Raw genomic sequence first — 24,701 nt, forward strand, 5'->3', positions numbered from 1 at the left:
ACTAGGTCCGTTTGAAGTCGCGGCGGGATGTGAGTCCCGCCGCGCCAGCTTGAAAGCCAGAGATCAATAGATCTTGGAGAACTTCTCGATGTTGCTCTTGTCGAACTGGAAGGGCGGAGCCATCGCGGCCGAGTTGGTGTCGTCGAGCGTGACCTTGCCGACGCGGCCGATCGACAGCGTCGCACCCGGCTTGGCCTCTTCCTTTTTCACCGCCAGGTCATGGGCGAGGTAGACGGCGGAGTAGCCGAGGTCGATCGGGTTCCACAGCGCAACCGCCTGGCTGGCGCCGTTGTCGATGAACTTCTTGAACTCCGATGGCAGCGCCAGACCGGTGACGTTGACCTTGCCGATCAGGTTCTCGTCGGTGACGACCTGGGCGGCGGCGACGACGCCGACGGTGGTCGGCGCGATGATCGCCTTGAGGTTCGGATAGGATTTCAGCAGGCCCTTGGCCTCGTCGGTGCTCTTGGCCGAGTCGTCATCGCCATAGACGGTGGCGACCAGCTTGATCTTGGGGAACTTCGCCGGCAGCACCTTCTTGGCCGCTTCGATCCAGGAATTCTGGTTGGTCGCGGTCGAGGAAGCCGACAGGATGGCGACATCGCCGCCTTCCGGCAGATAGTCGGCGGCAAGCTTGATAATGGTCTCGCCGATCAGGCCGGTGTCGGACGGGTTGAGGTGAAGCTGGCGGCCTTCCTTGGCGACGCCCGAATCCCAGGAGATGACGGTGATGCCGCGCTCCATGGCCTTCTTCAGCACCGGCACCAACGCGTCGGCGTCATTGGCGGAAATCGCGATGGCGTTGACCTTCTGCGCGATCAGCGAATTAACCACTTCGATCTGCGCCTCGGCGGTCGCCTTGGTCGGGCCGGTGTAGATGATATCGACGTCGCCGAGTTCCTTGGCCGCCTCTTGCGCGCCCTTGTTGGCGGCATCGAAGAAGCCGTTGCCGAGCGACTTCACCACGAGCGCGATCTTGACGTTTTCCGCATAGGCGGCATTCACGAACATGGCGGCCGAGAAAGCCGCGGTCACCATCAATTTCTTCAAGAAGCTCATCGAATTTCCTCCCTTGAGTGTTGCATTCCATCGCCGCTGCGGCGTGAGGGTGTCTCAGGCCTGCAGTGAAGATTCTTCCTTTGTCGACTTGCGGGCGACGATCAGCGTCACCCCCGCGGTTTCCAGCATCTTGGCTTCGCGGTCCTCGATGCCATCGTCCGTGATGACGGTGGCGATGCGCGAAAGACCGCACAGGATCAGGCTGGAGCGTTTGCGGAATTTCGAGGAATCGACCAGCACCACCAACTCGTCGGCCTGGTCGATCAGCTTCTGCTCCGCCTGAATCAGAAGTGGATCGCCTTCCATCAGGCCGAGAGGCCCCAGTCCTTGAGCGCCCATGAACATGCGGCGTGCGTAGAAATTGCGCGTGACGTCATTGTCGAAGGGCGACAGGATGATGTTCTGCTCGCGATAGATGGTGCCGCCCGACAGCATGACCGTATTCTTGGAGTGCTTGAGCAGGTGCTCGGCGATAGGGAACGAATTGGTGAAGATCGGCATGCGGAGGCCGGCCAGGAAATGCACCATCTGGAAGGTGGTGGTGCCGCCATTGATGATGATCGGCTCGCCATCCTTGCACAACTCGACTGCTTCACGAGCGATCGCCCGCTTCTGCGCCGCGTTGAGCGTTTCGTTGACGGAAAAGGGCCGGCCGGCCAGCCCGATGAACTGCGGCGGCGATATTGCTTCAGCGCCGCCGCGCACCCGGCGCAGGCGCTTTTGGACATGGAGAGCCGCGATGTCGCGCCGGATCGTCGCCTCGGACGATTCCGTCAGGTCGACCATTTCCTGCACCGTCACCACAGGTTTTTCCTGGACGGCGGACAAAATGATCCTGTGGCGCTCTTTTTCGTGCATGGTTCCTCCCTGCCTAAGCATCTAGGCACCCAAACCGAGCAGTGTCAATCATTTCCGATCATATAATTTCATTGTGCAGTGCAATATGATTGATATTGATCGTTTGTGATTGACAAGCTCGCCTCTTGCGTAGACATTCCCGAGCGAAAAAGGAGCGCATGGTGCGCGCTCCAAGGGAGGATTACCTATGCTCGACAAGCGCTCCGGCTCGCGCCTCGCCAATCTGTGGGACGATGCGAAAGCCAAGGGGATGAGTGAGCCCGAGCTGCTGGTCTATCGCTCGAACACGCTCGGCTCCGACAAGCGCGTCACCAATTATGGCGGCGGCAATACCTCCTCGAAGATATGGCAGAAGGATCCGCTCACCGGCCAAGATGTCGAAGTGCTGTGGGTGAAGGGCTCGGGCGGCGACAGCGCCTCGATCAAGCTTGACGGCTTCGCAACGCTCTACATGGACAAGCTGCGGGCGCTGAAGGGGCTTTATCGCGGCGCCGAGCACGAGGACGAGATGGTGGGCTATCTTCCCCACTGCACCTTCAACCTCAATCCGCGCGCGGCCTCGATCGACACGCCGCTGCATGCCTATGTGCCGAAGCCTTTTGTCGACCACATGCATCCCGATGCCATCATCGCCATCGCCGCCGCGAAGGATTCCAGGGCTCTGACCAAGGAGATATTCGGCGATGTCATCGGCTCGTTGCCATGGAAGCGGCCGGGCTTCGAACTCGGCCTGTGGCTGGAGAAATTCTGCCTCGAACACCCCACCGCCAAGGGCGTCATCCTCGAAAGCCACGGCCTTTTCACCTGGGGCGATACGCCGAAGGAATGCTATGAAACGACGATTTCGGTGATCAACCAGGCCATTGAATGGTTCGAGCGCCGCTCCGAAGGCGTGGCGATCTTCGGTGGCGAGGTGGTGAAGTCGATGGACGCCGCCGATCGCCGCGCCATTGCCGCCAAGCTGATGCCCAGGATTCGCGGCCTGATCTCGGAAAAGAGCCACAAGCTTGGCCACTTCGATGACTCGCCCGCCGTGCTCGAATTCGTCAACTCCAGGAATTTGCGCCCGCTGGCCGCCCTCGGCACCTCGTGCCCGGACCACTTCCTGCGCACCAAGATCCGCCCGCTGGTGATCGAATTCGATCCGGCAAAACCGGATGTCGACGCCGTCATCGCGCGCCTCGCCGACGACATTGCCGAATATCGTGTCGGCTACCAGGCCTATTACGATAGCTGCAAGCATGCGGATTCGCCTGCCATCCGCGACCCCAACGCTGTAGTCTATCTGATGCCCGGCGTCGGCATGTTCACCTTCGCCGGCGACAAGGCGACAGCGCGCATCTCGGGCGAGTTCTACGTCAACGCCATCAACGTCATGCGCGGCGCCTCCACTGTCTCGTCCTATGTTGGCCTGCCAGCGCAGGAGGCTTTTGACATCGAGTATTGGCTGCTCGAGGATTTGAAGCTGCAGCGCATGCCGAAGCCGAAGTCTCTCGCCGGCCAGATCGCGCTGGTCACCGGCGGCGCCGGGGGCATCGGCCGCGCCACGGCCAACCGCCTGCTGCGCGAGGGCGCCTGCGTCGTGCTGGCCGATATCGACGAGGCGGCACTCGCCGGCGCCAACGAGGAACTGGCAAATGCCTATGGCAGGGATTTCGTCCGCCCGGTTCTCATCAACGTCACCTCGGAGGACCAGGTCGTCGCCGGCTTCGCCGAGACGGCCGTCGAGTTCGGCGGCATCGATATTCTGATCTCGAATGCCGGCTTGGCATCGTCGGCGCCGATCGAGGAGACGACCCTGGCGCTGTGGAACAAGAACATGGACATCCTCTCCACCGGCTATTTCCTGGTCTCCAGGGAAGCATTTCGGCTGTTCCGGGTACAGAAGATCGGCGGCAACGTCGTCTTTGTCGCCTCCAAGAACGGCCTGGCGGCATCGCCCAACGCCGCCGCCTATTGCACCGCCAAGGCGGCCGAGATTCATCTCGCCCGCTGCCTGGCGCTGGAGGGCGCGGAAGCCCAGATCAGGGTCAATGTCGTCAACCCGGATGCGGTGCTGCGCGGCTCGAAGATCTGGACCGGCGAGTGGAAGGAACAGCGTGCCGCCGCCTACAAGATGTCGACCGACGATCTGGAAGAGCACTACCGCTCGCGTTCGATGCTGAAGCGCTCCGTCTTCCCGGAAGACATCGCCGAGGCGATCTATTTCCTCGCCTCCGACATGTCGGCCAAGTCGACAGGCAACATCATCAACGTCGACGCCGGCAATGCGCAGAGCTTCACGCGCTAGCCTTCCTTCTCCCCGTCCACGGGAGAAGGTGCCCGAAGGGCGGATGAGGGGCGGCGCCAGCCGAACGTAATTTTGGGAGGAACAGCAGTGTCCGAATCCATCATCTCCGGCGACATCGTCGCCAGCAGTAACGTCGCGCGCAAGGTTGACCTCGAGCGTGACTATGCCTCGCTCGGCGAGCGCCTAGACCGACGCGGCATCGCCATCGACTCTATCCGCGACAAGGTGGAAAACTTCGCCGTGGCGATCCCGTCCTGGGGCGTCGGCACCGGCGGCACCCGCTTCGCCCGCTTTCCCGGCGCCGGTGAGCCGCGCGACATCTTCGACAAGATCGAGGATTGCGCTGTCATCCAGCAATTGACGCAGGCGACGCCGACCGTGTCGCTGCACATTCCTTGGGACAAGGCCGATCCGAACCGGCTGAAGCAGGCCGCCGCACGCTTCGGGCTGGGCTTCGATGCCATGAACTCCAACACTTTTTCCGACACGAAGGACCAAACGCTTTCCTACAAATTCGGTTCGCTGACGCATGCCGATGCCGGCACGCGTCGTCAGGCGGTCGAGCACAATCTCGAATGCATCGAGATCGGCAAGACGCTGGGTTCAAAGGCGCTGACGGTGTGGATCGGCGACGGCTCCAACTTCCCCGGCCAGGTCAATTTCGCCAAGGCGTTCGAGCGCTATCTCGACGCCATGAAGGATATCTATGCCGGGCTGCCGGACGACTGGAAGCTGTTCACCGAACACAAGATGTACGAACCTGCCTTTTACTCCACCGTCGTGCAGGACTGGGGCACCAACTACATCATCTCAAGGGAGCTCGGCGACAAGGCCTTCTGCCTTGTCGACCTCGGCCATCATGCGCCCAACGTCAACATCGAGATGATCGTCTCGCGGCTGATCCAGTTCAAAAAACTCGGCGGCTTCCACTTCAACGATTCGAAATATGGCGACGACGATCTCGATGCCGGGTCGATCGACCCCTATCGGCTGTTCCTGGTTTTCAACGAGCTGGTCGATGCCGAGCTGTCAGGCGCCGAAGGTTTCGACCCCGCCCATATGCTCGACCAGAGCCACAATGTCACCGATCCGATCGAAAGCCTGATGCTGTCGGCTGTGGAGGTGCAGCGCGCCTATGCGCAGGCGCTGCTGGTCGACCGAAAGGCGCTTGAAGGGTTCCAGGACGGCAATGACGCGCTGATGGCGACGCAGACGCTGAAGGCGGCTTATCGAACCGATGTCGAGCCGATCCTTGCCATGGCACGGCTGAAGACAGGTGGCGCCATCGATCCTGTCGCCGCATACCGGGCGGCGGGCTACCGCGCCAAGGTCGCGGCGGAGCGGCCAGCCGTCGCGGGTGGTTCCGGCGGGATCGTTTGAGGTAGAGCCGACCTCCCCCTTGCGGGAAGATGTCCGGCAGAGGGGACGCTGTGGCGTCGACGTCTCAGCTGATTCCAGTTACCTCATAGTCAAACCTGAACAAACGTCCGAAAGTTGGCGATCCTTCACGCCTCCTCTGCCCTGCGTCTCCCACCCCAAGCGAGCAGTCCACCAACCCGTGAATGTCTTCATTGAAGATGGACTCGATCGCTCCAAGTAGCTTTTCTAGGCAAGCACCACTTGGAGAACCCCCCATGCATCTCACCCGTCGGACATTGATCGCCCTCGGCCTTTCCATCGCCTTCGCCTTTTCGTCATCGGCTTTCGCCGCGTCGCCAGCACCGGCCAAGGGCGAGAACGGCATGGTCGTCACGGCCCAGCATCTGGCTTCCGAAGTCGGCGTCGAGGTGTTGAAAAAGGGCGGCAATGCCGTCGATGCGGCTGTCGCCGTCGGATATGCCTTGGCCGTCGTCTATCCCAATGCCGGCAATATCGGCGGCGGTGGCTTCATGACCATCCGCTTCAAGGACGGCAAATCGACCTTCCTCGATTTCCGCGAGCGGGCGCCGCTTGCCGCGACCAAGACCATGTATCTGGACAAGGATGGCAACCCGGTGAAGCGCGCTAGCCTGGACGGCTATCTCGCGGTCGGCGTACCAGGCTCGGTGGCCGGTTTCGAGATGGCGCGCCAGAAATACGGCACCTTCTCCAGGCAGGACCTGATGGCGCCGGCGATCGCCTATGCCAGAGATGGGTTCGTTCTCAACCAAGGCGATGCGGCTTCGTTCGCCGGCAGCGCCGAAAGGTTGGCGAAGGACCCAGCGGCGGCGGCGGCCTTCCTCAAAACCGATGGCAAGCCCTACGGCATCGGCGAGAAGCTGGTTCAGCCCGACCTTGCCGCGTCGCTCTCAGCCATTTCCGAGAGAGGTCTCGATGCTTTTTACAAGGGCGCCATCGCCGACGCCATCGTCAAGGCGAGCGGCGCCAAGGGCGGTATCCTGGCCAAGGGTGATTTCGAACAATACGCGGTGCGCGAGTTGAAGCCCGTCACCTGCTCCTATCGCGGCTACGAGATCATCTCTTCGCCGCCGCCGAGCTCAGGCGGCGTCATCATCTGCGAAATCCTCAACGTGCTGGAAGGCTATCCACTGTCCTATCTCGGCGCCGGCTCGGCCGAGACCGTCCACGTCATGGTCGAGGCGATGCGCCACGCCTATGTCGACCGCAACTCCGCGCTCGGCGATCCCGATTTCGTCGACAACCCCGTTTCCAGGCTGCTGGACAAAGCCTATGCCAAGGACATCCGCGACAAGATCGATCCGTTCCGCGCCGGCGTGTCACAGGATCTGATGCCGAAGGGTTTTGGCGAGTCGAAGGAGACGACGCATTATTCGATCATCGACAAGGACGGCAACGCGGTCGCGGTCACCTACACGCTGAACGGTTCGTTCGGTGCCGGCGTCGTCGCGGACGGCACCGGCATCCTGCTCAACAACGAGATGGACGACTTCACCCAGAAACCGGGCGTGCCCAACCTTTATGGCCTCGTCCAGGGCGAAGCCAATGCCATCCAGCCGAAGAAGACGCCGCTGTCCTCGATGAGCCCGACCGTGGTGGCCAAGGATGGCAAGCCGTTCATGGTCATCGGCAGCCCGGGCGGCTCGCGCATCATCACCATCACGCTGGAAGCCATCGTCAACGTGATCGACCACGGCATGAACATCCAGGAGGCGATCGACGCGCCGCGCATTCATCACCAATGGCTGCCCGATACCGTCTATGTCGAGCCGTTCGGCCTTTCGCCGGATACAGAAAGACTGCTGGCCGGGATGGGCTATCACCTCGATCTCAGCGACCAGAGCTGGGGCCAGGCGGCTGGCATTCTCGTCGGCGGCAAGAGCCTGGCGGAAATCGAGAAGGGCGGCGGCGCGCGCTACAATGGCGCCATCGACAGCCGCGCGGCATCGGGCGAAGCGCTCGGATATTGATAGGCCGCACGACCGTTGCTTCCCGGATGAGGCCGGATTCCGCCTTTCGGAACCGGCCTCCGCCTCATGGCTCGGGAGCCGTCAGGTCACCAGCGTGATGGTCGAGGCGATCAGCATCAAGGCAGCGATGCCGACGAACAGCGCATAGATGCGTGGCCGGTCGAGCAGCAGCGCGTTTCCCGATATCCAGGCCGACGTGGCGCCGCCCAGCGCGAACAGGAAGCCGTTGCGGTGGCCGAAAGTCATCGACGCGGCCATCAGCCCGCCGATGATCAGGGCGCCGAACACGATGATCACGGCGACCGCGTATTTCTCGAAGTCGTTATTGCCGATCCCTGGTCCGATCGCGTTCAAATTCGGCAGGTCGTCCGGATCGAACGGGTTCGCCGACCCGTATTCGTCTTGACCCATGGATTCTCGCATCGCTTGATCTCCGCTGACCGGCAACAAACCATCAACGCCTGCCGAGCGCAACCCGATCACGCCGTGGCGGATGCGCCCGACACCGCCTTCAGCCCCTTTTCGGGATGGTTTGTTGACGGATTTTGGGAGCTGTTGCCAGATCGCGTCACCTGCCTTCTTGGGTTTGTCGCCGTCGGTCTCGTCTTAAAACCTTGACTAGAAAAAGCTCATCCGCACCCACGAATTCGCCAGGGCGATGGCGGAACGCCTCGACGCGCTTCCGGGCCCGCGGGCAAGCTTCGAACGCCATGCGGGCGAAAACCACATGTCCGATCCTGCCGGTGACCGTCAACCGGGCGGTGCAGGCGGCGTTCGCCGGTGCGGTAGAATTTCTGTTCAGCGCGCAGGCGGCAGTTCGAACAGCTTTGCGCCGTTTTCCTGGCCGCGCTCGACATAGCCGATAACGCCGAACCACCTGGCGACATCGGGCCCCTGGAGCCAGCTGCGCGAGTGGATGGGAAGGTTGCCGGCAAGCGCCTGGATATGCCTGATATGCCGCTTGCAAAAACGGACTGTCGGGCCGCGGAAGAAATCCTCTTGCGCGGCGAACAGCGTATCGGCGGCGTCGCTGTTTTCATGCCAAGCGATGATCGCCACCGCCTTCTCGCCCTCGACAAGCGCATGCGCGCGGCCTTCCTTCAAATTCATCATCAGATTGTCGTAGGCGATTTTGCTGTCCTTGCCGGCCGCCGCGTACTCGTCCGACATCCGCTTCGACAGGCCATGGAAGACATCCTCGAGATCCCCAAGCGTTGCTGCGCGTGCTCTCATTTCACCTCCTGCAGCCCGGCAGGGAGTTTGCCCTAGGGTTGTGGGATCACCAAGCAAATTGAATCCTCCACAAGCCCGGCGAAGGCAAAGTCGTTCCCTTCCATCGATCTTTGTGACAGGGCGGGCACCCGCACCAAGCTGACAGAAGGCTTCAGCCTCACGGTTCTTTAAGATACAAGGGAACAGGAGCCTGTGGTTGCGGTTAACTGGATATGCCAGCCAAGATCCAAGAACCACCACCGAAGCCCGGCCCGCAGCCACCCGTCCGCCGGCCGGACAAGGAAGCACCGTCAGAGCCTGAGCATGTCGATCCGCCACCGCGAGACGTGCGAGAGGCACCGGCACCAAATCCCAATGGTGACAAGAAAGCCGAAGCGACGACACGCGAAGGCCCTGCAACAGGCGCATGCGATTGATAGCGATCAGGTGGTCCATAAGCGCTTGGATTTTTGAAATAACGGTGCCAGAGGTGGAATCCAAGTGATGGAGATCTGCCTTTGTTTCCAAATAGTTGGCGCTCAGGCGACAGCAGGGCTAACCTACAAAAATACCAACAAAATTTTTCTGTTGATTGGCTCGGTTCTGGAGCGGCGTCGCTCCGTTACTTGCGGGTTAGCAAGCGTTTTCGGTTCCTTTGCCATACCAGCGCGGTCAACCATCGGTCGAGATGGTAACGGACTTCCACGCTTTGATCTCATGTGCAAGGCGTTCAACCCTGTCTTGGAAAGCATCCCGATCGTCGGCAATGCACAATCCTTTTCTTGCATCACGCGACCACGTGAGGGGAAAGCCAACGACGACGTTCAATGGATGGAAGGCCAAACTTTTGTTTTGACGAAGAACTCGAGCGAGTTCGACCGTACACTCTTCATGACTTGTGGCGGTCGCTAGGCACTCACATGGCCGCGCTCAAAGTCCGCAGCTCATCGTAGGAAAGTTCATGAATCAGTGTCCAAGCAGTCGCAATCGGACATTGCCCAACATCTATAAATACCTCCCCGAAATGCGCGACGCCATGGCCAAGTACGAAACCAACCTCAGCACTCTTCGACAGACGTGAAGCGGGCGCATGCTGCCGTGCGTCTCGGTTCCGACCAACGCTCGCCAAGCTTCCGATGAAATGATACTTTGTCAGCGTCAATTGGATTGTATTCCATTGGGCATCGCGATGCTCAATAACAGGACCTACCGCGATGAGGTGCATAAGCTGGAAAGAACTGAAGACCATCGTTCCGTATTCCAGACAGCATATCGGCCGCCTGAACAGGCCAACCAGTTCCCCTAGCGGGTAACTCACGGCCAGTGCCGGGTGTGCTGGGTTCTCGATGAGAGGGGGCCGCCCGAGTGCAAGCAGCACCTCGCCGTCGGCATCCCGGAACACGGGGCCTGCGATCCGGTGAATGCTCCCGAGGACACAATCGCCGAGTCAACTCTAGGAGCTTCACCGGCCCCTTGGTGTGACCCGGAAAAAGCCGGTTGGTTCACCTCGCGCGCCAAATTCTGCCCCAAAGCCAAAGCGCGAAAGGCCGGAGAGCTTAGTCAGAAAGAACAATCCAAGCGGTTGAGGAGGCCTTCCGTGAGCGAGAGGCTGATGAAAGCGGTAAGGATTTCAAATGGGTTATACGGCGAATTCTGTCGAGGAAGGCCAATGGTCCGGCTACTTCAAACGGAAACGACGCCTAGCCAAACCATTGTCGGGCGTTTCCAAGGACTTTCCTGCACTATGTCGCCCATACCGGGTCGCGCGAACTGTTCCGCCTCTCGGTGCTGGCAATAGCGCTCGGCGTCGCCTTCGGCGCGGCAAAACTGTTCGGCGTCTCGCTGGCGCTGGGCGCCTTTTTTGGAGCTACCATCCGGTGCGGGATGCTTTGTATTCGACGGCCGCCTTTCCCGAGCAGATGGATTTCAGAATACGAGCGAACAATGAAACATCGCCGAAGTAATTTGGGTATATCTCGACAAGCCTTTCGACCTTGTCCACCTCAACCAAGACAGCCGTCGAATCAACCCCCCGTAGCGCGATTTTTTTCTCTATGTCTTCCAACTTCCGCGCACCCAACATAAGAGTTCGGAATGGCTGGATGGCAACGTTCCGATCCGCGCTATATTCCACCAAAAGGTGCCGAAAATTCCGCGCTGACTGTGCGACGTTCTTTGAGTGGAGAGTAAGATTCGGTATGTCTTCCAGTACACTTGTCGCACCTATACGACTGTTGATATCCCGCAATTCCCGCACTCGGTCATCGTGTTCCGGAACACCGACATGAATGGGACACTGCTCAACCTGTGCGAATTCCGCCGACATGAGTTGGAAAAGGCGTAGCCAATCCTGCTCGCCGTTTCCGTGCTTTAAATCCTGGCGCCGGAAAAGCCCGACGGCCTCAACTGCAGTTGCCCATGAGTGTTGAAGTGTGGTCCGAACTTGCAATTCGATGCGTCGCCCCTCGAAATCCTCGGTCTCGGCAGTTCTGGGTCGGTACTGCAGAACAACATGGTGACTTCGATAGCCGTCCGGCTTCGGCTCATCGATATAGTTGAATTCCCGAGAGCGGATTTCATGGGGGAACTTGTCTCGCATCGATGCGAGAAGCAAGCGAACACTTTTGATGTCGGGCATGATCGCTCGGCAGCCGCCGATGTCGTTCATGGTGTCCAAATTGGTGGTGGACTCTCGAAGCTTCCGACAGATGGATGCCATACGCTTCGGACGCGATGCCATATCGCCCTTCAATCGCAGGGCTTTGATGTGGTGACCGACAGAGAACCGAACGCTCCGCATCGGCAGAAAGTGCGAGTCGCGCCAGCTATTGGTGATCGAGAAGATTCGCAGCGTGTCCACGTACTGGCCGGCAGTGGTGTCTTGTCCGAACTGCATAGGTTTTGCCAGCCGGTCGCCTGCGTTGCGAACGGCTTGTATGCTGTATTTAAGGCGCGGGTACTCAGTCATTGGACCACAAAGTCAAGGTAGGCCGGCTCATTCTGGACTGGGCGGGACGACTGCAAGAGAATCGGATCTATGGATCGCATCGCTTTGGACACGTCAAGTCGGTTCAGAGCGGCTGGGATCCAAGCCGCAAGACCTCGACAGGGCGTCCTCGAGTTGCGCCAGCGGTGACATCACCGGCTCCTGCGACTTGGGCGCACGCAACGTCGGAACCATGCCATTGCCGCCGCCTACGAACAGCGCCTCTCGAGTAATATGGCCCAGCCGGCAATTGCGGACCTGACCGCCGGGCTGTGGCAGAGGCCAATTCAGTCGCCGGCCCGCACCGTACTTTGGTCTGCAAGAACTTATGCAAAGCCGAACCAAAGGCACCAGCCATGGACATGGCAATCGTCAGTTTGCGCCCTTAGGCGAGAGTCTCCTGGGTGGGTGCCAAATTCCGGATCGCGCTCACCAGCGCCGATACAGCCGACCAGTTGGAAATGTTGGAGGGCCGCGTGGAAGCAGCCGATGGCACCCTGTCCACGTTTATCAGAATGAGTACGAGGCGACCCTGCAAGTGCCGGAAGGCCAGCATGAGTTTTGGCTCGACGGTATAATAACCAGCCGGCCGGGCCGCTCGATCTTCCTGCAGCCTGTCGTGCCGCACACGTTTTGGTGGTGGGGAACGGGCCGAGGAGAACCGCACGCTCGTGAAACCAGGCGGATTGAGCGTTTCTTCTTAGGTGTCGCCGGCAGCCTCACCATTGCCGCCGTCATGCCGGCATTCTATGAGGCCGAGGCTCTCCATGGCCTTGAACTCGTCGGCCGCGCTCCCTGGAACAGTTTGAGCCTATTGCAAATGCCCGGACAGGTCATTCTCTGTTGTGGCCTGTCGGCATTTGAGTTTCAGCTTATGAACATCGCAGCGAAAGGTAAGCACCTTTGCGCTTGCATTGAAGGCATCCTATCCTGGAGGAATAGCATCCGCTCGTGGGCATGGAATGTCGGTACTGCCTTTCTTGAGAATTTACGCTCCGCTGAACGCGGTGCTGGCTGCGCCTGGGCTGCTGGCGGTGGCCGCGCTCACCATGCCGGACATGTCCGGTAGAAGCAGGCTGGCATTGACTGCCGTGCTGGCGGTCATTTGGGGCGCTTATCTCCTGCAGATGGCCGAGACGCTGCTCAAGCGCTGGGCGGGAGACCTTCGCGACAGGACGCCGGCAATCGCCATTGATATGCTCGCGGTTTTGGTTCCACTCGCTGCATTTCTGCTCGAAGCCACGCCCGACCGGAGCCTCTACTGTGCCGTCTGGCTGCTCAAACCGCTGCGCGACTCGACTTTCTTCCCGGTACTGGGCAGGGTGCTGGCCAACGAAGCGCGCAACCTGATCGGCGTCACCACGCTTTTCGGCGTCGTTCTGTTCGGTGTCGCGCTCGCGGCCTATGTCATCGAGCGCGACATCCAACCTGAAAAGTTCGGCAGCATCCCCCAGGCAATGTGGTGGGCGGTGGTCACGCTGTCCACCACCGGTTATGGCGACGCCATTCCGCAAAGTTTCGCCGGTCGCGTCCTTGCTGGGGCGGTCATGATGTGCGGCATCGGCGTCTTCGCGCTCTGGGCCGGCATTCTTGCCTCCGGCTTCTATCAAGAAATCCGTCGCGAGGACTTCGTCCGCAACTGGCAATTGGTCGCCGCCGTGCCGTTGTTTCAGAAGCTCGGCCCGGCCGCGCTGGTCGAGATCGTGCGCGCGTTGAGGCCTCGCAGTTTGCCGGCCGGGGCCGTGATCTGCCGCAAGGGCGAGACCGGGGACCGGATGTTCTTTGTTGTGGAGGGGCGGGTGAGCGTCGTGATGTCGAACCCCGTGGAGCTTGGCCCTGGCGCCTTCTTCGGCGAGATGGCGCTGATGAGCGGCGAACCGCGTACGGCGACCGTCAGCGCCGTGACGGCGGTCTCACTCCTGTCGCTGCACGCGGCGGATTTCCAGATGCTATGCAGCAGCAGCCCGGAAATCGCGGAAATCATCCGCAAGACCGCGCGCGAGCGGCACGGCGCGGCACCGACGGCTTGACCGTACCAAGGTGTTCGTCAGGAGGAGGGATGCGGCGGATCCGCGGCAATTCCTTGGCAAGATGACCCAGGCCTTGCCATGATTCCGTCGGCCGATCGCCGGATTAGGCCGTAGACCGGCGGTCGCGGCTGGCGCAATGGTTAACGAGAGCTTTCCAAGTGAGGCCAAATCGTGACGTTTCTGCAACACAGGTCGGGGATAGCAGCCGAACTGTCCTTTCGCCGGTACGATCGTTGTTGAACGCCGCCGGCTCATGGGTAATGTCGAATTTGAAGGAGCGGCGCGGTGCGCATCTTTTTCGGTAGTGGGGATGGGGCAGGGAACGCTGTCCTTCAGCAAAGAATACCCAGACCCGTTTTTTAACTTTTGACTGGAGGTCAGAAAATGAACATCAAGAGCCTTCTTCTCGGCTCCGCTGCGGCCCTGATCGCAGTTTCCGGTGCGCGCGCCGCCGACGCCGTCGTCGTCGCCGAGCCGGAGCCCGCTGAATACGTCAAGATCTGCGACGTCTACGGCGCTGGCTACTTCTACATCCCCGGCACCGAAACCTGCCTGCGCATCGGCGGCTATATCCGTTACGACATCGGCGTCGGCGACGTCGGTTCGTTCGACGGTGCGACAAGCGCCGATCACGAGGACGGCGGCAGCAACGACACCTTCTACAAGCATGCCCGTTTCTCGCTGAAGACCTGGACCGGCCAGGAAACCGAACTCGGCACCTTGAAGACCTATACCGAGACCCGCTTCAACTTCCAGAACAACAACCGTGATGCGGGCGCACTCGTTGATCCCGATGGCGCGGGTCCGCTCCTTGCGTCCAACGCCCTCAATCCGGCTGACAATGGCACCGTCTCACTGAACTTCGCCTGGATCCAGCTCGGTGGTCTCCGCGTTGGTAAGGACGAATCGGCGTTCGATACGTTCATCGGCTACGCCGGCAATGTCATCCAGGATACGTTGGTTCCTTACGGCGGTTTCGACACCAACGTCGTGCAGTACTACTTCGACGCTGGCAACGGCTTCTCGGCCGTCGTCTCTCTCGAAGAAGGCTCGGGCTCGGACACGATCGACAGCTACGTTCCGCATGTCGTCGGTGGTGTGAAGTGGACGCAGGGCTGGGGCGCCGTCACTGGCGTCATCGCTTACGACAGCAACTATGAAGAAGTCTCCGGCAAGGTTCGGTTGGACGTGAACGCCACCGACCAGATTTCGCTCTTCATCATGGGCGGCTACGGCTCCGACGACAACCTGACGGACGGCACCTGGGCGTTCCCGGCTGGCGGTCGCGGCTTCTACAAGCCGTGGAGCGGCAATTGGGCAGTCTGGGGCGGCGGCACCTACAAGTTCAACGAAAAGACCTCGTTCAACCTCCAGGCGTCGTATGACGAAGGCAAGAACATCGGCATCGCCGCGAACGTTGCCTATGACATCGTTCCCGGCTTCACGATCACGGCCGAAGTCGACTACTCGCATCTCGGCGACGACTCCGTGTCGAACTGGACCGGTATTTCTGCTGGCGATGACGACGCAATCGGCGGCATGCTTCGCTTCCAGCGCTCGTTCTAACAGGCGCTGCCTTATTGAAATCGAAAACCCGGCGGGCAACCGCCGGGTTTTTTCATGCCGTCTGCATGGAACTTCTTCGGACAGCCGATGGCATGGCCGCCCGCCTGCTGCCACGCTTGCAGACAGGGGAAGAAAATCCTCGCAGCGAAAGGAAAGAAGGAAGCAAGAACTGCTTGGCAAGCGACGCGCGAAACGGCGGGAGGCTTTGTGGCCAGGATACGCCGGCGGGACAGGTGAAGGAACGCGGCGTTCAGCCTGAGGAAAGCCTGTTAGACTGGTCTATCGGCGGAAAGCGTACGCCGGCGGGATGGGGTGCAACCAAAATGCGCGCAGCATCAGGCACGGGTCAAATCTCAGCAAGATCGCCCAAGGCTTCGATCAACGGCTGAATCTCGCTTTCGTAATTCTTCCAACGCTTGACGGACGACGTATAGATCGGCTGGCGGACCTGCCAATTGCTGTAGGTGTTTACGGAGCCGCCTTTGTCAAAAAAGCGCAGGCAGGCATCGTCCCACGGCAATCCGAGATAGTCCATGAGCCGGCGCGACTGCTCCTCCTGATTTTCGATCAACGTCTCGTAGCGATTTTCGAAAATACGACCCGGGAAAACCTTGTCCCAATGCCGCATCAAGCGATCATACTCCCTGTAGTAATGCCCCAGCGTCTCAAGATCGGCACTGTAGCTGTGGGCTTTATTGAACTGCAGGACGAAACAGGAGACGCAATTATCGATAGCGTCGCGACGACAATGAATGATACGCGCTTTGGGGAAAAGAAGGCCAACCAGGCCAATCAGCTCGAAATTGTGAGGCATCTTGTCGACAATTCGCAGCGAGTCGGGAGCCCGCTCGCGCAGATAAGCAAGGTGCTCTTCGGCCAAAGTCCTGGTCAGATCGGGAGTAATCGTCGCGATGGATTGGCCGAAGTTCACGCTGGAGCGGTCTGCGACACCGAGTCCATTGGCTGTTCGCCTAAGTTTGCTGAACTCGCCGGCGCCATGAACATTAGGGTGACTGGCACAGATCTGCTCTGTCAATGTCGTGCCCGAACGAGGCATGCCCACGACGAATACAGGCGCCTCCGAGGGATTGCCGTACGCGGCTCTTGAAGCCACCAGTTCCGGCGTGAAGGTTGCGATCATGCCGTCGACCCAGCGGCGGCAAGATTGCAGATCGAACGTATGGCCCCGGCTTCATTCGCCTTCTTAAAGTGATCCATCGCCTCCTATAGCGGCGGAGGTCGTTGAGAACCTTTCCTGCGGCGTGATGGAGCGCTGCCGCTCCCTCCGGCCCATGGCCCGGGTCTTGAAGCTCCGTCAGGATTGCCCCGAGTTCTGGCGGCTCTTCAGCGAATTTGCGCGTGCGTACAAGCGCATTGTGGGCAGCCGGTACCGCGATGCGCCGTTCTATTGCCTCTTTCAGATGAACCGCGGCTTCGTCCATACGGCCGAGGCTTGCGAGCGCGCGGGGCAACCCCATCCGGGCTACGGGATGATCTCGGTCGATCCTGAGCGCCTTCTCGAAGAGCGGCAGCGCCATCTCCCCCTTGTCAAACGCATTGTAGGCATCGCCCAAGGCGCAAAGCGCTTCCACCAGATCCGGCTTCAAGTCCAAGGCGTACTGAAAGTGCTTGATCGCCGGCGTAAATTCGCTGACCTTCAAATAGGTCTCGCCGAGGCTAAGATGGTAGTAGGGATTCTGCGGATCCTCTGCCACCGCCCGAGCAAAGTACCGCAGTGACTTTTCGTTATCGAAATCGAGCCCGAGCGTTCCCAGGATATACAGGGCCAGCGGATGGTTGGGCGTGCGAGCCAGGACCCTGTGGCACAGTTCCTCAGCCTCGGACAGACATCCGGCCTGCTGCAACTCGAGCGCCTGCCGTAAAAGCAAGTCGTCGGCGTGGCTGCGGTGGGGGCCTGCCTTGGACTGCGCGTTGGATAACGCAGCCTTCGGTGATGCCGCCTTCGGCGAGGGTGGGGTCCGGAGGTGCTTTGCCCATGCGGGCGGCAATCGGTTGCTCATCCTGTTTCGCTAGCAAAAGGGGCTTGGAGAATCCAGCCTCAATAGCCGTTTTGCGCAGAGCGCTGGCGTCGCCCCATCGATTTGCCCATTCTTCCGGATCGACCCTTATCGGATTTCCGTGCCGCGCTATGAGGTAGTAACGTAGCTCCCTCCGCACTGCCAAGACGATCCGGTGATCACAAGTTTTGGCGCGTCTCAATCCATTCATGGGATGCGATATGAGCAACCACCTGCAAACCTCGCCGCGATGTCTCGGCCAGGTCACGGCGCTCCTTCCACCGAACTCGTGGACGCCAGGCGTCGGCGCCGGCGGCACTGTGGAGACAGGATTGCCGGTTGCACGAGGCGCGCACGAACCCTGTCGCTTAGTGGCGATCCCCGACGTTGGTCCGGTGACGCCGCTCTTTCCTTATTCCGTCGTGCTGGCTTTTTTTCTGCGACGAATGGTGTGCGATTGCGCGACGGCCATTTTCAACGCGGGTGTGATGTCCAACGGCGCATTCCCTGCCCCATGTGGAGTCTGTAGCCCCTGGACCTGGACGGTCGGGAAAGGGAGTTCGATGCCCTGCTCCTTGAAAACTTGGCGCAGGCGTACATAGAATTTGCGTTTCATACCGAAGGCGCCTCCCGGCCTGGTTGTGGCCTTGACCCTCAATACAATGCCGTATTCGCCAAACTCCTGTACGCCCTGCATTTTGATCGGGTCGAGCACCCAGTGTTTGAACTCGGGATCTTCCGCCAATTCGAGGCCGATCCGCTTGATCAGCTTGCGAGCGAATTCGATATCGGTGTCATAGCCGACGGTGATGTTGAATTTGTCGATAACCCAGTCACGGCTCTGGTTCTGGACGGCCCCGAGTTCACCGAAAGGTATGGTGAACAGCGGACCCCGATGGTGGCGCAGCTTCACCGAGCGCAGGGAAAAGCTTTCCACGGTACCCTTGTAATTGCCCGAGGAAATATATTCGCCGACACGAAACGCGTCGTCGAGCAGAAAAAACACGCCCGAAATGATGTCTTTGACGATGGTTTGTGCGCCAAAGCCCACCGCGACGCCGACAACGCCAGCGCCAGCGATCAGTGGGCCGATTTGGATACCCAGCGAGGCTAGCATCATAAGCGCTGCCATAACGATGATCGATGCGAGCAGGATATTCTGGAGGATCGGCAACAGCGTGTGCAGCCGCGCCTGCTGCGGATCTAGCATCGGGACCTCTTCGTCGCTGATCACAGGGTGTGGCGTTTCGATGCCCAGCTTTCGTTCGATCAAGGCTTTGATGATCGACCAGCCGAAATCGGCTGCGAGGGCAATGACGACGACATTGATCAGGCCGCGCAATATGAAGGTCGTCGTCGTATCGCTGCCGCGCATGGATTGCATGTCCAGACCCCAGACACGCGCGAGAAAGTAAGCCGCCGCCAGGATGAAAATCATTCGGATTCCGCGATCGATGACAGCGATCGCCACCGCCGGGATCGTAGGCCGGCCAAGATCTACCGAACCTGGTCGCAGGACGAAGTTAACCCCGCGCTGCGTCGTCACGATTGCCAAAGGCAGGAAGAGTGCGGCGAAGGTAAACCAGAAGTATACATAAAGGCCCGCGATGCGCTGCAGGAACAGGACGAGGAAATAAGCCGTCAATAGCCATGTCGCTTCCGCGTGACCGCTGTCGCGCGCACCGTCTCGCCGCGTTCTTGGCCGACGCCAAATGGCCACCAGCAAGAGCAACAGCAGCACGAAATCAGCGCCCAGCGACAGGACCATCATGCCGTCCTGATCGATGCCGAGACCTGGCAAGAGGATGAACGCGGCGCCGAAGAAGGCGAAGACGCCAACGATCCGGGGTAGCCAATAAGACCAATGGTCAGCTGCTTCGTCGGTGATCGGCAAAGCACGAACCTCGACGGCATTCTCGACGTGCATGAAGGAAGGGACGAGCATGGCCATGACGTACATGCGCACCCCCCATGTAACGACTGCCGCCATCAAAAATGTCAGTACAATCTCGCGGATAAGCATTGGCCAGTCGAACAGCATGAACGCGCCGGCGCTGCCCAGTGCGAACGAGACGATCAGCATGCTGGAGTAAAGCGTGCGGCCACCAATCTTCTTGGCCCGCCCAACGGGCGTATCCTTCGGTTGCGCGATAATCCAGAGACGAAATGGACGGCTCAACTTGTACGTCGCCCAAGTAAGCGCCAGGCCGGCAGCGATGAACATCGCAATCAGCAAGAGTACCCCGGCAGATCCCTTGCTGGACATATCCTCCATGGTCTCTGCCCGAACGCGCGCGAACTGACCCGGCAGCAGGGGCAAAGTTCGCACGATTCTTCCGATATGATCCCTGATCATATCGAGCGTCGAGGATGCCATCGTATTCATCTGGCCTGATGCGGCGGCGGCGCCGGACGATGCGTCGGCCGGAGAAGCTCCTGCCCCGGCAGGCGCTCTCGTTGACCCGGCGTCCTGATTTCGCTGTTCGGCCATCCAGGCCTTCACTGACGCATCGTCGAGCAGTTCGAGTAGCTGTTTGACCCTTTCAGGCGGCACGGTCGCCGGCGCCTGCGCCTGCGCTGGACCAGCCAACAAAAGGGCGATTCCAAAGATGAGCTGCCTGGCAACCAGGACGAACATCGCGCCAAGCTGTCGGAGAGGTTGTGTCGGGCGCGCCAGGTTCCTGGTTCCCAATCGTCGAATGATGAGACGCATCGTGCTGTTAACCTTCCGGTCAAATCGGCAAGCAACGACATCCATGCCCGCCATTGCTCCTAGGTTGAAGGAGCCGATGTTGTGGTACAAGAGTCCACCGTTCAAGCTAGGCAATTGCGTAGGGTGTGGTCACGCAAATCAGTCATGTGATCCGCAATTCAAAGACGCTGGGCGTTACGGGGCTTCCGGTAGAGCAGAACGCGCGTATGCCGCGTTGCGCATCGCCGGCCGAGACTATGTGATGGAAATCTGGGACCCTCACACAGGCTATACACATCAGGGCAGCCAAAAGCATCACCGTGTGCGTCTATCCCCGCATAACGCGATAGACAGGCGCATCGCCCTCTACACCTCGAAGAGGCGCATCGAAAACGACAATGCGTGGCCCGGCAAGGGGTCGCTCACGCCTGGCGCGGAATAGAGCGCTTGGGAGATGCTGACATTGTTTACCGTTCACCCGAGCACCGCCTCGACGGTTGCAACAAAGTCGTCGAGCGAGCGATCCCCGCGAATCTCGATGCGCGGAAGGTCGATGGGGTCGCTATTAAGGTCCGCCGGTCCGTGTCTGCCGCCGAAGCCGATCCGGTAGCCGCACTCCTTGGCCAGCCTGCCGAGCCGTCGGTCGGTGACAGAGAAGGGTGCCGCGAAGGCGGTGGTTGGCCGGCCGGTCCACCGTTCGACGAACATACGAGAGCGCAGGAGCTCGGCGGCCAAATCAGAGCTCGACAGACCATCGATGGCGCGGTGCGTCGCCAGATGGCTTCCGAAGAACGCACCTTCGGCGGCGAGACGTCGCACCGTTCCGGCGTCCATAAGCCGCGTCGGCGGACCGCTGACGGCGTCCCACTTTGCACTTTCCCCCACCAAGTCCGTCACCAGGAACACTTCCGCGGTCAGGTCGTGCGCACGCAAGATCGGCCAGGCATGGTCGGCAAAGTTCTGGAAGCCGTCATCGAAGGTGATGAGCACCGGGCGGCCGGCGAAAGGCTCACGGTTGGCGATGGACCATTCCAGTTGCTCGGACATGACCGCGTGAAAGCCATTTGCGCGCAACCATGCCATCTGGCTCGCGAAAGCGGCGGGCGTGAGCCGGAAACGGGCGAGCGCGGCCGGACCTTCATCGGCGACGCTGTGATACATGAGGACAGGGATACGTTGCCGCCGCTCGCTACGAGCGACGGCGCGGCGCAAGACCCGTGCCCCGCCCCAGACAATGTTTCGCGCGACCCCGATGCCGATGGGTGCGCGGACCGGCACATGATCAATCACCGGCTCCGTCGCCACGTGGTCCGGCGACAGGCGGCGGAAGCGGTCTATGCGATAGAGTTCGGTCTGGATCGATTGCGCAAGGACGAGACCTTCGGTCTCTGCGAAGGTTTGCGAGATCGTTTGTGCGCCGAATGTGTTCCAGTCGAAGCCCGTCCTTTCAATATTGTCGCGTAGCACGAATGCGTGTGCGTTGATGAAACTGCCGCCAGGCGCCAGTGCCTCAACGAATTTTTTGGCGATGCGCCGCAAGCCGGCGAGATCATCTAGGTAGTAGAGCACTTCCGAACAGACGATCAGATCCATCTCGCTGGGCAGCGTGTCCGCAAAAAAATCCAGTACGCCGAACTCGACATTCGGCTGGTCCGAGCAGCGCGCGCGCGCCCGTTCGATGGCTACGGCGGAAATGTCGGTGGCGGTCAAATGGCCCACTCGGGGCGCCAGTTGTCGCGTGAAATGGCCTTCCGCACAGGCCAGTTCAAGCGCCCGTCCTATGGGACCGGCGGGCAGAATTTCGAGCTGCCGCTCATATTTTTCCTGCTCGTAGGGCGAGCTGTAGTTCCAGGGATCCTCTGTCGCGAAATACCGGTTCCAGAACGACGTACGATCCTTGTCGTGGCCATCCGAGGCCGGTGCACGGCGCGGCGCTGGAAGCGGCTGCGTGGCTTGGGCGCTCGACCGAACCATTTCCCGCGCTTCCGAGACCAATTGCGCGAGTCTGCCGAAGTGGCTGTCTGGATCAGGCTGGCGTTCCGCTGTGGGCGACAGTGCCTCGGCTGCAAGCGTGTTTGACGTATCAGCACCGTCCCTTTGTGGTTTGAAATTCGGGATCAGTTCAATCCAATGGCGCCTTGTTACTTTCCCGAGTACGCCGAACTGCACGACAGCCTCGATCTGGTCGTCCATTATCACGTGTGCATAGATTTGATCGACTCCTTCCGGAAGCTCGGTCCAGGTCGGATTTTGAGCGTCGACACGAATTCCGAGTGTCCGCGCCAGCCTGCGAGGAGCGGCAAGATCGTCGGCATCGAGCAGCATTTGCTCGAGATGATACTGGACGCGACGACCCGCGACCGGATCGCCCCAGATCTTGCCGAGTTCGACGATCAACTCGGTGAGGGCGCCGCCAAACCTGTCCCACCGGGCAGCCAAATGCGCTGGCACCGATAGGCTTCCTACCATCAGGCCATCGAAGGCCACCTTGGCGATCTCGCGCGCCCACTTACGTCCTGCCGGGAGCGCGAGCAGGGATTGCGGGTTGATCCAGCTGCCGCCGCTGCCGCAATCCGACGCAGCGTTCCACAAAGCGAACCACGCCAGTGCTTCGGAAGCGGTGCGGTCGTCCGCCGAGATCGCCCCATTGGCATGCGCCGGCGCTGGGTGCTTGACCCTGGGGTCGGTGGAAAAGCCGCGGGCGATAACGATTTCCGCGTCTGCCAGCATCTGCTTCGAATTGCGGGTAAGCGCGTTGGGGCTGGCCTGATAAAAGGCGAGCGGCTCGTCGACCATCACCCAGTTTTTGCCGAGACGTGCGACGCGCTGCCACAGATCCCAGCCCTCGCAGGTGCAAAGCGACGCATCAAAACTGCCCAACTCGACGACTGTCGCCCGATCGACCAGCAGCGCGTGAGTGGCGATGGCACACCGGCGGGCGAATGTTTCGAAGGGCTGGGTTGCGATCTCGGGGGCAATGCTCGCCGGGGTCAGCGCGCCATCGGGCATCACGCGCCGCGCGCCGCAATAGCAAGCCACTGCATCGGGAGCGGCTTTCAGTGCAGCCAGCATTTTTGTAAGGAAGCTGGCATCCAGCCAGTCATCGGCATCCAGGAACATCAGCCAGTGGCCGCGCGCCGCCGAAATCCCGTTGTTACGTGCGCCGGCGGGGCTATTCGCGCAAGAATTCAAGGTCCGAAATCGGGCATCTTGTTCCACATAAGCCGCGATGATCGCGGGGGTGCGGTCCGTGGAGGCGTGGTCGACGATGATCGCCTCCCAATCCGCGGTTTCCTGATCGACAAGGCAATCGAGTGCGCGCGTCAGCGTTACCTCCGCGTTGTGCGCAGGAACTACGATCGAAACCAATGGATTATGCGCCACGTGTCTCACCCGCGCCTGGTTCGTTCAGGTAGAACAAATGCGTTGATCTTTGTCGGCGCAAGCCGTCGCGATCAACCCCGATCCATTCGAGCCCATCGTCGACCATAACTATATCATCGAGCTTTCGTCTTCTTCGGAGAGTCACCGAATGTCAAAACCGGATAACGGCATCGGATGGCTGCACTGCCCTGTCAAGATCGGGGCCGATTAGGGCAAGAAAAAAGACTTCGAGACAGGCTTGAATGGCAAGCGCACATGCCCGACACCTTAGATCTGCGGCCTCACCAAAAAAGATGATCGCGGGCGAAGACGCGAGGGCAAGCTGATCCTGATCGAACTAATCGGAACCGCGGCCGTGCGAGCGCGCCGCGGTTGCTGATCATGGCGCCGCCAATCTACGCGCATGATGGCGCAAAAGGGTCTGTTCACGGGGCAGATTGTCGAGCTCAAGCCGCATGTCAAATTTACGCGTGACCGGCTTAGGCGAATTCCGGCTTGCGAGCCGGGTATTTTGCTGACATCTTTAATAGTCGCTAAATTAGCACGCTGTTTAAATGAAGGGTATAGGGATGGCCAAGGAATCTTCGAGTACCGCTTCTCCGGCAAATAAAGCGGACGGGAATCTGACAAGTAATGCGGACGCAAACGGGCTCGCATTCATGGCGGGTCAGGCGCGCGAGAGCGGGACCCCCGGCGACGCTGTAGGTGTCGACAAGATTCGTGATCTGCTGTTCGGCAACCAGATGCAGGACTATGACCGCCGCTTTTCCAAGCTTGAAGAACGGGTCTTGCAGCGCTTCAAGGATGTCGAATCCGAGGCCAAGCGCAATCTTGAAATGTACGAGTCAAATGCGAAAAAGCAGATCGACTCGCTTGCGGCGCAGTTGCGGAACGAAAAAGACGCGCGAGCCGACGCCGACAAGGAGATTGACCGAAATCTTCGCGAACAAAATCAAGCGCTTGAAAAGCAGGTGCGCGCATTGTCTGATCAATTGAACGAGCTTGAGCGCGAAATTGCCGACCGGATAAATCGAAACGATCATTTGCTGCGTGAAGAAATCAAGCAAAAGAATGAAGGCATTCAGATGCTGATGGAAAAAATGTTTTCCGATCTCGGCAACGTCAAGACCGACCGAAATCTTTTGGCTGGCCTGTTCGTCGAGGTTGCAAAATGTCTGAATCAGGATCCAGTAGGCAGCAAGAACAACTCGGACCGTAGCTGGAAAGTGAGTTGATCG

Annotated in this window: 16 protein-coding genes and 1 pseudogene; 9 read left to right on the forward strand and 8 right to left on the reverse strand. The window is 60.1% G+C overall.

Going from position 1 to position 24,701, the window contains the following annotated elements; translation table 11 throughout:
- Positions 1-63 precede the first annotated feature (63 nt).
- Positions 64-1,059 (reverse strand): rhamnose ABC transporter substrate-binding protein, encoded by a 996-nt coding sequence (rhaS, locus tag AC3CB8_RS08415; protein WP_023782173.1) that lies wholly within the window; start codon positions 1,057-1,059, stop codon positions 64-66.
- A 54-nt stretch (positions 1,060-1,113) separates the two neighbouring features.
- Positions 1,114-1,917, reverse strand: coding sequence for a DeoR/GlpR family DNA-binding transcription regulator (locus AC3CB8_RS08420; protein WP_023770977.1), 804 nt, complete (start codon positions 1,915-1,917; stop codon positions 1,114-1,116).
- A gap of 187 nt (positions 1,918-2,104) precedes the next feature.
- Here AC3CB8_RS08420 and AC3CB8_RS08425 point away from each other — a divergent pair, with 187 nt between their 5' ends.
- The 3 genes from AC3CB8_RS08425 (at position 2,105) to ggt (ending at position 7,575) form a co-directional block, all read left to right on the forward strand.
- Positions 2,105-4,207 (forward strand): bifunctional rhamnulose-1-phosphate aldolase/short-chain dehydrogenase, encoded by a 2,103-nt coding sequence (locus tag AC3CB8_RS08425; RefSeq protein WP_352566348.1) that lies wholly within the window; start codon positions 2,105-2,107, stop codon positions 4,205-4,207.
- Positions 4,208-4,294: 87 nt separating this feature from the next.
- Complete coding sequence (gene rhaI / locus AC3CB8_RS08430) at positions 4,295-5,587, forward strand: L-rhamnose catabolism isomerase (RefSeq protein ID WP_023782171.1); 1,293 nt, start codon at positions 4,295-4,297, stop codon at positions 5,585-5,587.
- A gap of 254 nt (positions 5,588-5,841) precedes the next feature.
- Entirely contained in the window at positions 5,842-7,575 is a 1,734-nt protein-coding gene (ggt, locus tag AC3CB8_RS08435) for a gamma-glutamyltransferase (protein WP_023770974.1), read from the forward strand.
- Positions 7,576-7,656: 81 nt separating this feature from the next.
- Here the strand turns inward: ggt and AC3CB8_RS08440 are convergent, their stop codons facing one another.
- Complete coding sequence (locus AC3CB8_RS08440; RefSeq protein ID WP_015319229.1) at positions 7,657-7,998, reverse strand: hypothetical protein; 342 nt, start codon at positions 7,996-7,998, stop codon at positions 7,657-7,659.
- A gap of 3 nt (positions 7,999-8,001) precedes the next feature.
- On the opposite strand from AC3CB8_RS08440, the gene AC3CB8_RS08445 reads away from it, so the two are divergent.
- Positions 8,002-8,193, forward strand: coding sequence for a hypothetical protein (locus AC3CB8_RS08445; RefSeq protein ID WP_352566345.1), 192 nt, complete (start codon positions 8,002-8,004; stop codon positions 8,191-8,193).
- 180 nt (positions 8,194-8,373) lie between these two features.
- Here the strand turns inward: AC3CB8_RS08445 and AC3CB8_RS08450 are convergent, their stop codons facing one another.
- A complete protein-coding gene (locus tag AC3CB8_RS08450; protein ID WP_352566343.1) occupies positions 8,374-8,808 on the reverse strand; it encodes a hypothetical protein in 435 nt (144 codons plus the stop codon).
- A 483-nt stretch (positions 8,809-9,291) separates the two neighbouring features.
- On the opposite strand from AC3CB8_RS08450, the gene AC3CB8_RS08455 reads away from it, so the two are divergent.
- The gene (locus AC3CB8_RS08455; protein WP_352566341.1) at positions 9,292-9,699 is read left to right on the forward strand and encodes a hypothetical protein; all 408 of its coding nucleotides are present in this window, start codon (positions 9,292-9,294) and stop codon (positions 9,697-9,699) included.
- A gap of 955 nt (positions 9,700-10,654) precedes the next feature.
- Here the strand turns inward: AC3CB8_RS08455 and AC3CB8_RS08460 are convergent.
- Positions 10,655-11,755, reverse strand: coding sequence for a RelA/SpoT domain-containing protein (locus AC3CB8_RS08460; protein WP_352566337.1), 1,101 nt, complete (start codon positions 11,753-11,755; stop codon positions 10,655-10,657).
- Positions 11,756-12,311: 556 nt separating this feature from the next.
- On the opposite strand from AC3CB8_RS08460, the gene AC3CB8_RS08465 reads away from it, so the two are divergent.
- From AC3CB8_RS08465 to AC3CB8_RS08475, 3 genes are all read left to right on the forward strand, one after another.
- The gene (locus AC3CB8_RS08465; protein WP_352566355.1) at positions 12,312-12,842 is read left to right on the forward strand and encodes a hypothetical protein; all 531 of its coding nucleotides are present in this window, start codon (positions 12,312-12,314) and stop codon (positions 12,840-12,842) included.
- On the forward strand, positions 12,736-13,803 hold the full coding sequence (locus AC3CB8_RS08470; protein WP_352566335.1) for a cyclic nucleotide-gated potassium channel: 1,068 nt from the start codon (positions 12,736-12,738) through the stop codon (positions 13,801-13,803). Before AC3CB8_RS08465 ends, AC3CB8_RS08470 begins: the two co-directional genes overlap by 107 nt.
- A gap of 384 nt (positions 13,804-14,187) precedes the next feature.
- The gene (locus tag AC3CB8_RS08475; protein ID WP_352566333.1) at positions 14,188-15,369 is read left to right on the forward strand and encodes a porin; all 1,182 of its coding nucleotides are present in this window, start codon (positions 14,188-14,190) and stop codon (positions 15,367-15,369) included.
- A gap of 346 nt (positions 15,370-15,715) precedes the next feature.
- Here the strand turns inward: AC3CB8_RS08475 and AC3CB8_RS08480 are convergent.
- From AC3CB8_RS08480 to AC3CB8_RS08490, 3 genes and pseudogenes are all read right to left on the reverse strand, one after another.
- A pseudogene (locus tag AC3CB8_RS08480) lies at positions 15,716-17,390 on the reverse strand (tetratricopeptide repeat-containing sulfotransferase family protein).
- A gap of 409 nt (positions 17,391-17,799) precedes the next feature.
- Positions 17,800-20,190, reverse strand: a complete 2,391-nt coding sequence (locus AC3CB8_RS08485) for a mechanosensitive ion channel family protein (RefSeq protein ID WP_352566331.1) — start codon at positions 20,188-20,190, stop codon at positions 17,800-17,802.
- Between the two features lie 363 nt (positions 20,191-20,553).
- Entirely contained in the window at positions 20,554-23,463 is a 2,910-nt protein-coding gene (locus tag AC3CB8_RS08490) for a trifunctional glycosyltransferase/class I SAM-dependent methyltransferase/polysaccharide deacetylase (protein WP_352726539.1), read from the reverse strand.
- A gap of 569 nt (positions 23,464-24,032) precedes the next feature.
- Here AC3CB8_RS08490 and AC3CB8_RS08495 point away from each other — a divergent pair.
- Positions 24,033-24,698 carry a coiled-coil domain-containing protein gene (locus tag AC3CB8_RS08495; RefSeq protein ID WP_031240461.1) on the forward strand — a complete coding sequence of 222 codons (666 nt, stop codon included), beginning with the start codon at positions 24,033-24,035 and terminating at the stop codon, positions 24,696-24,698.
- Positions 24,699-24,701 lie beyond the last annotated feature (3 nt).

This window comes from Mesorhizobium sp. P160927 (assembly GCF_057766385.1).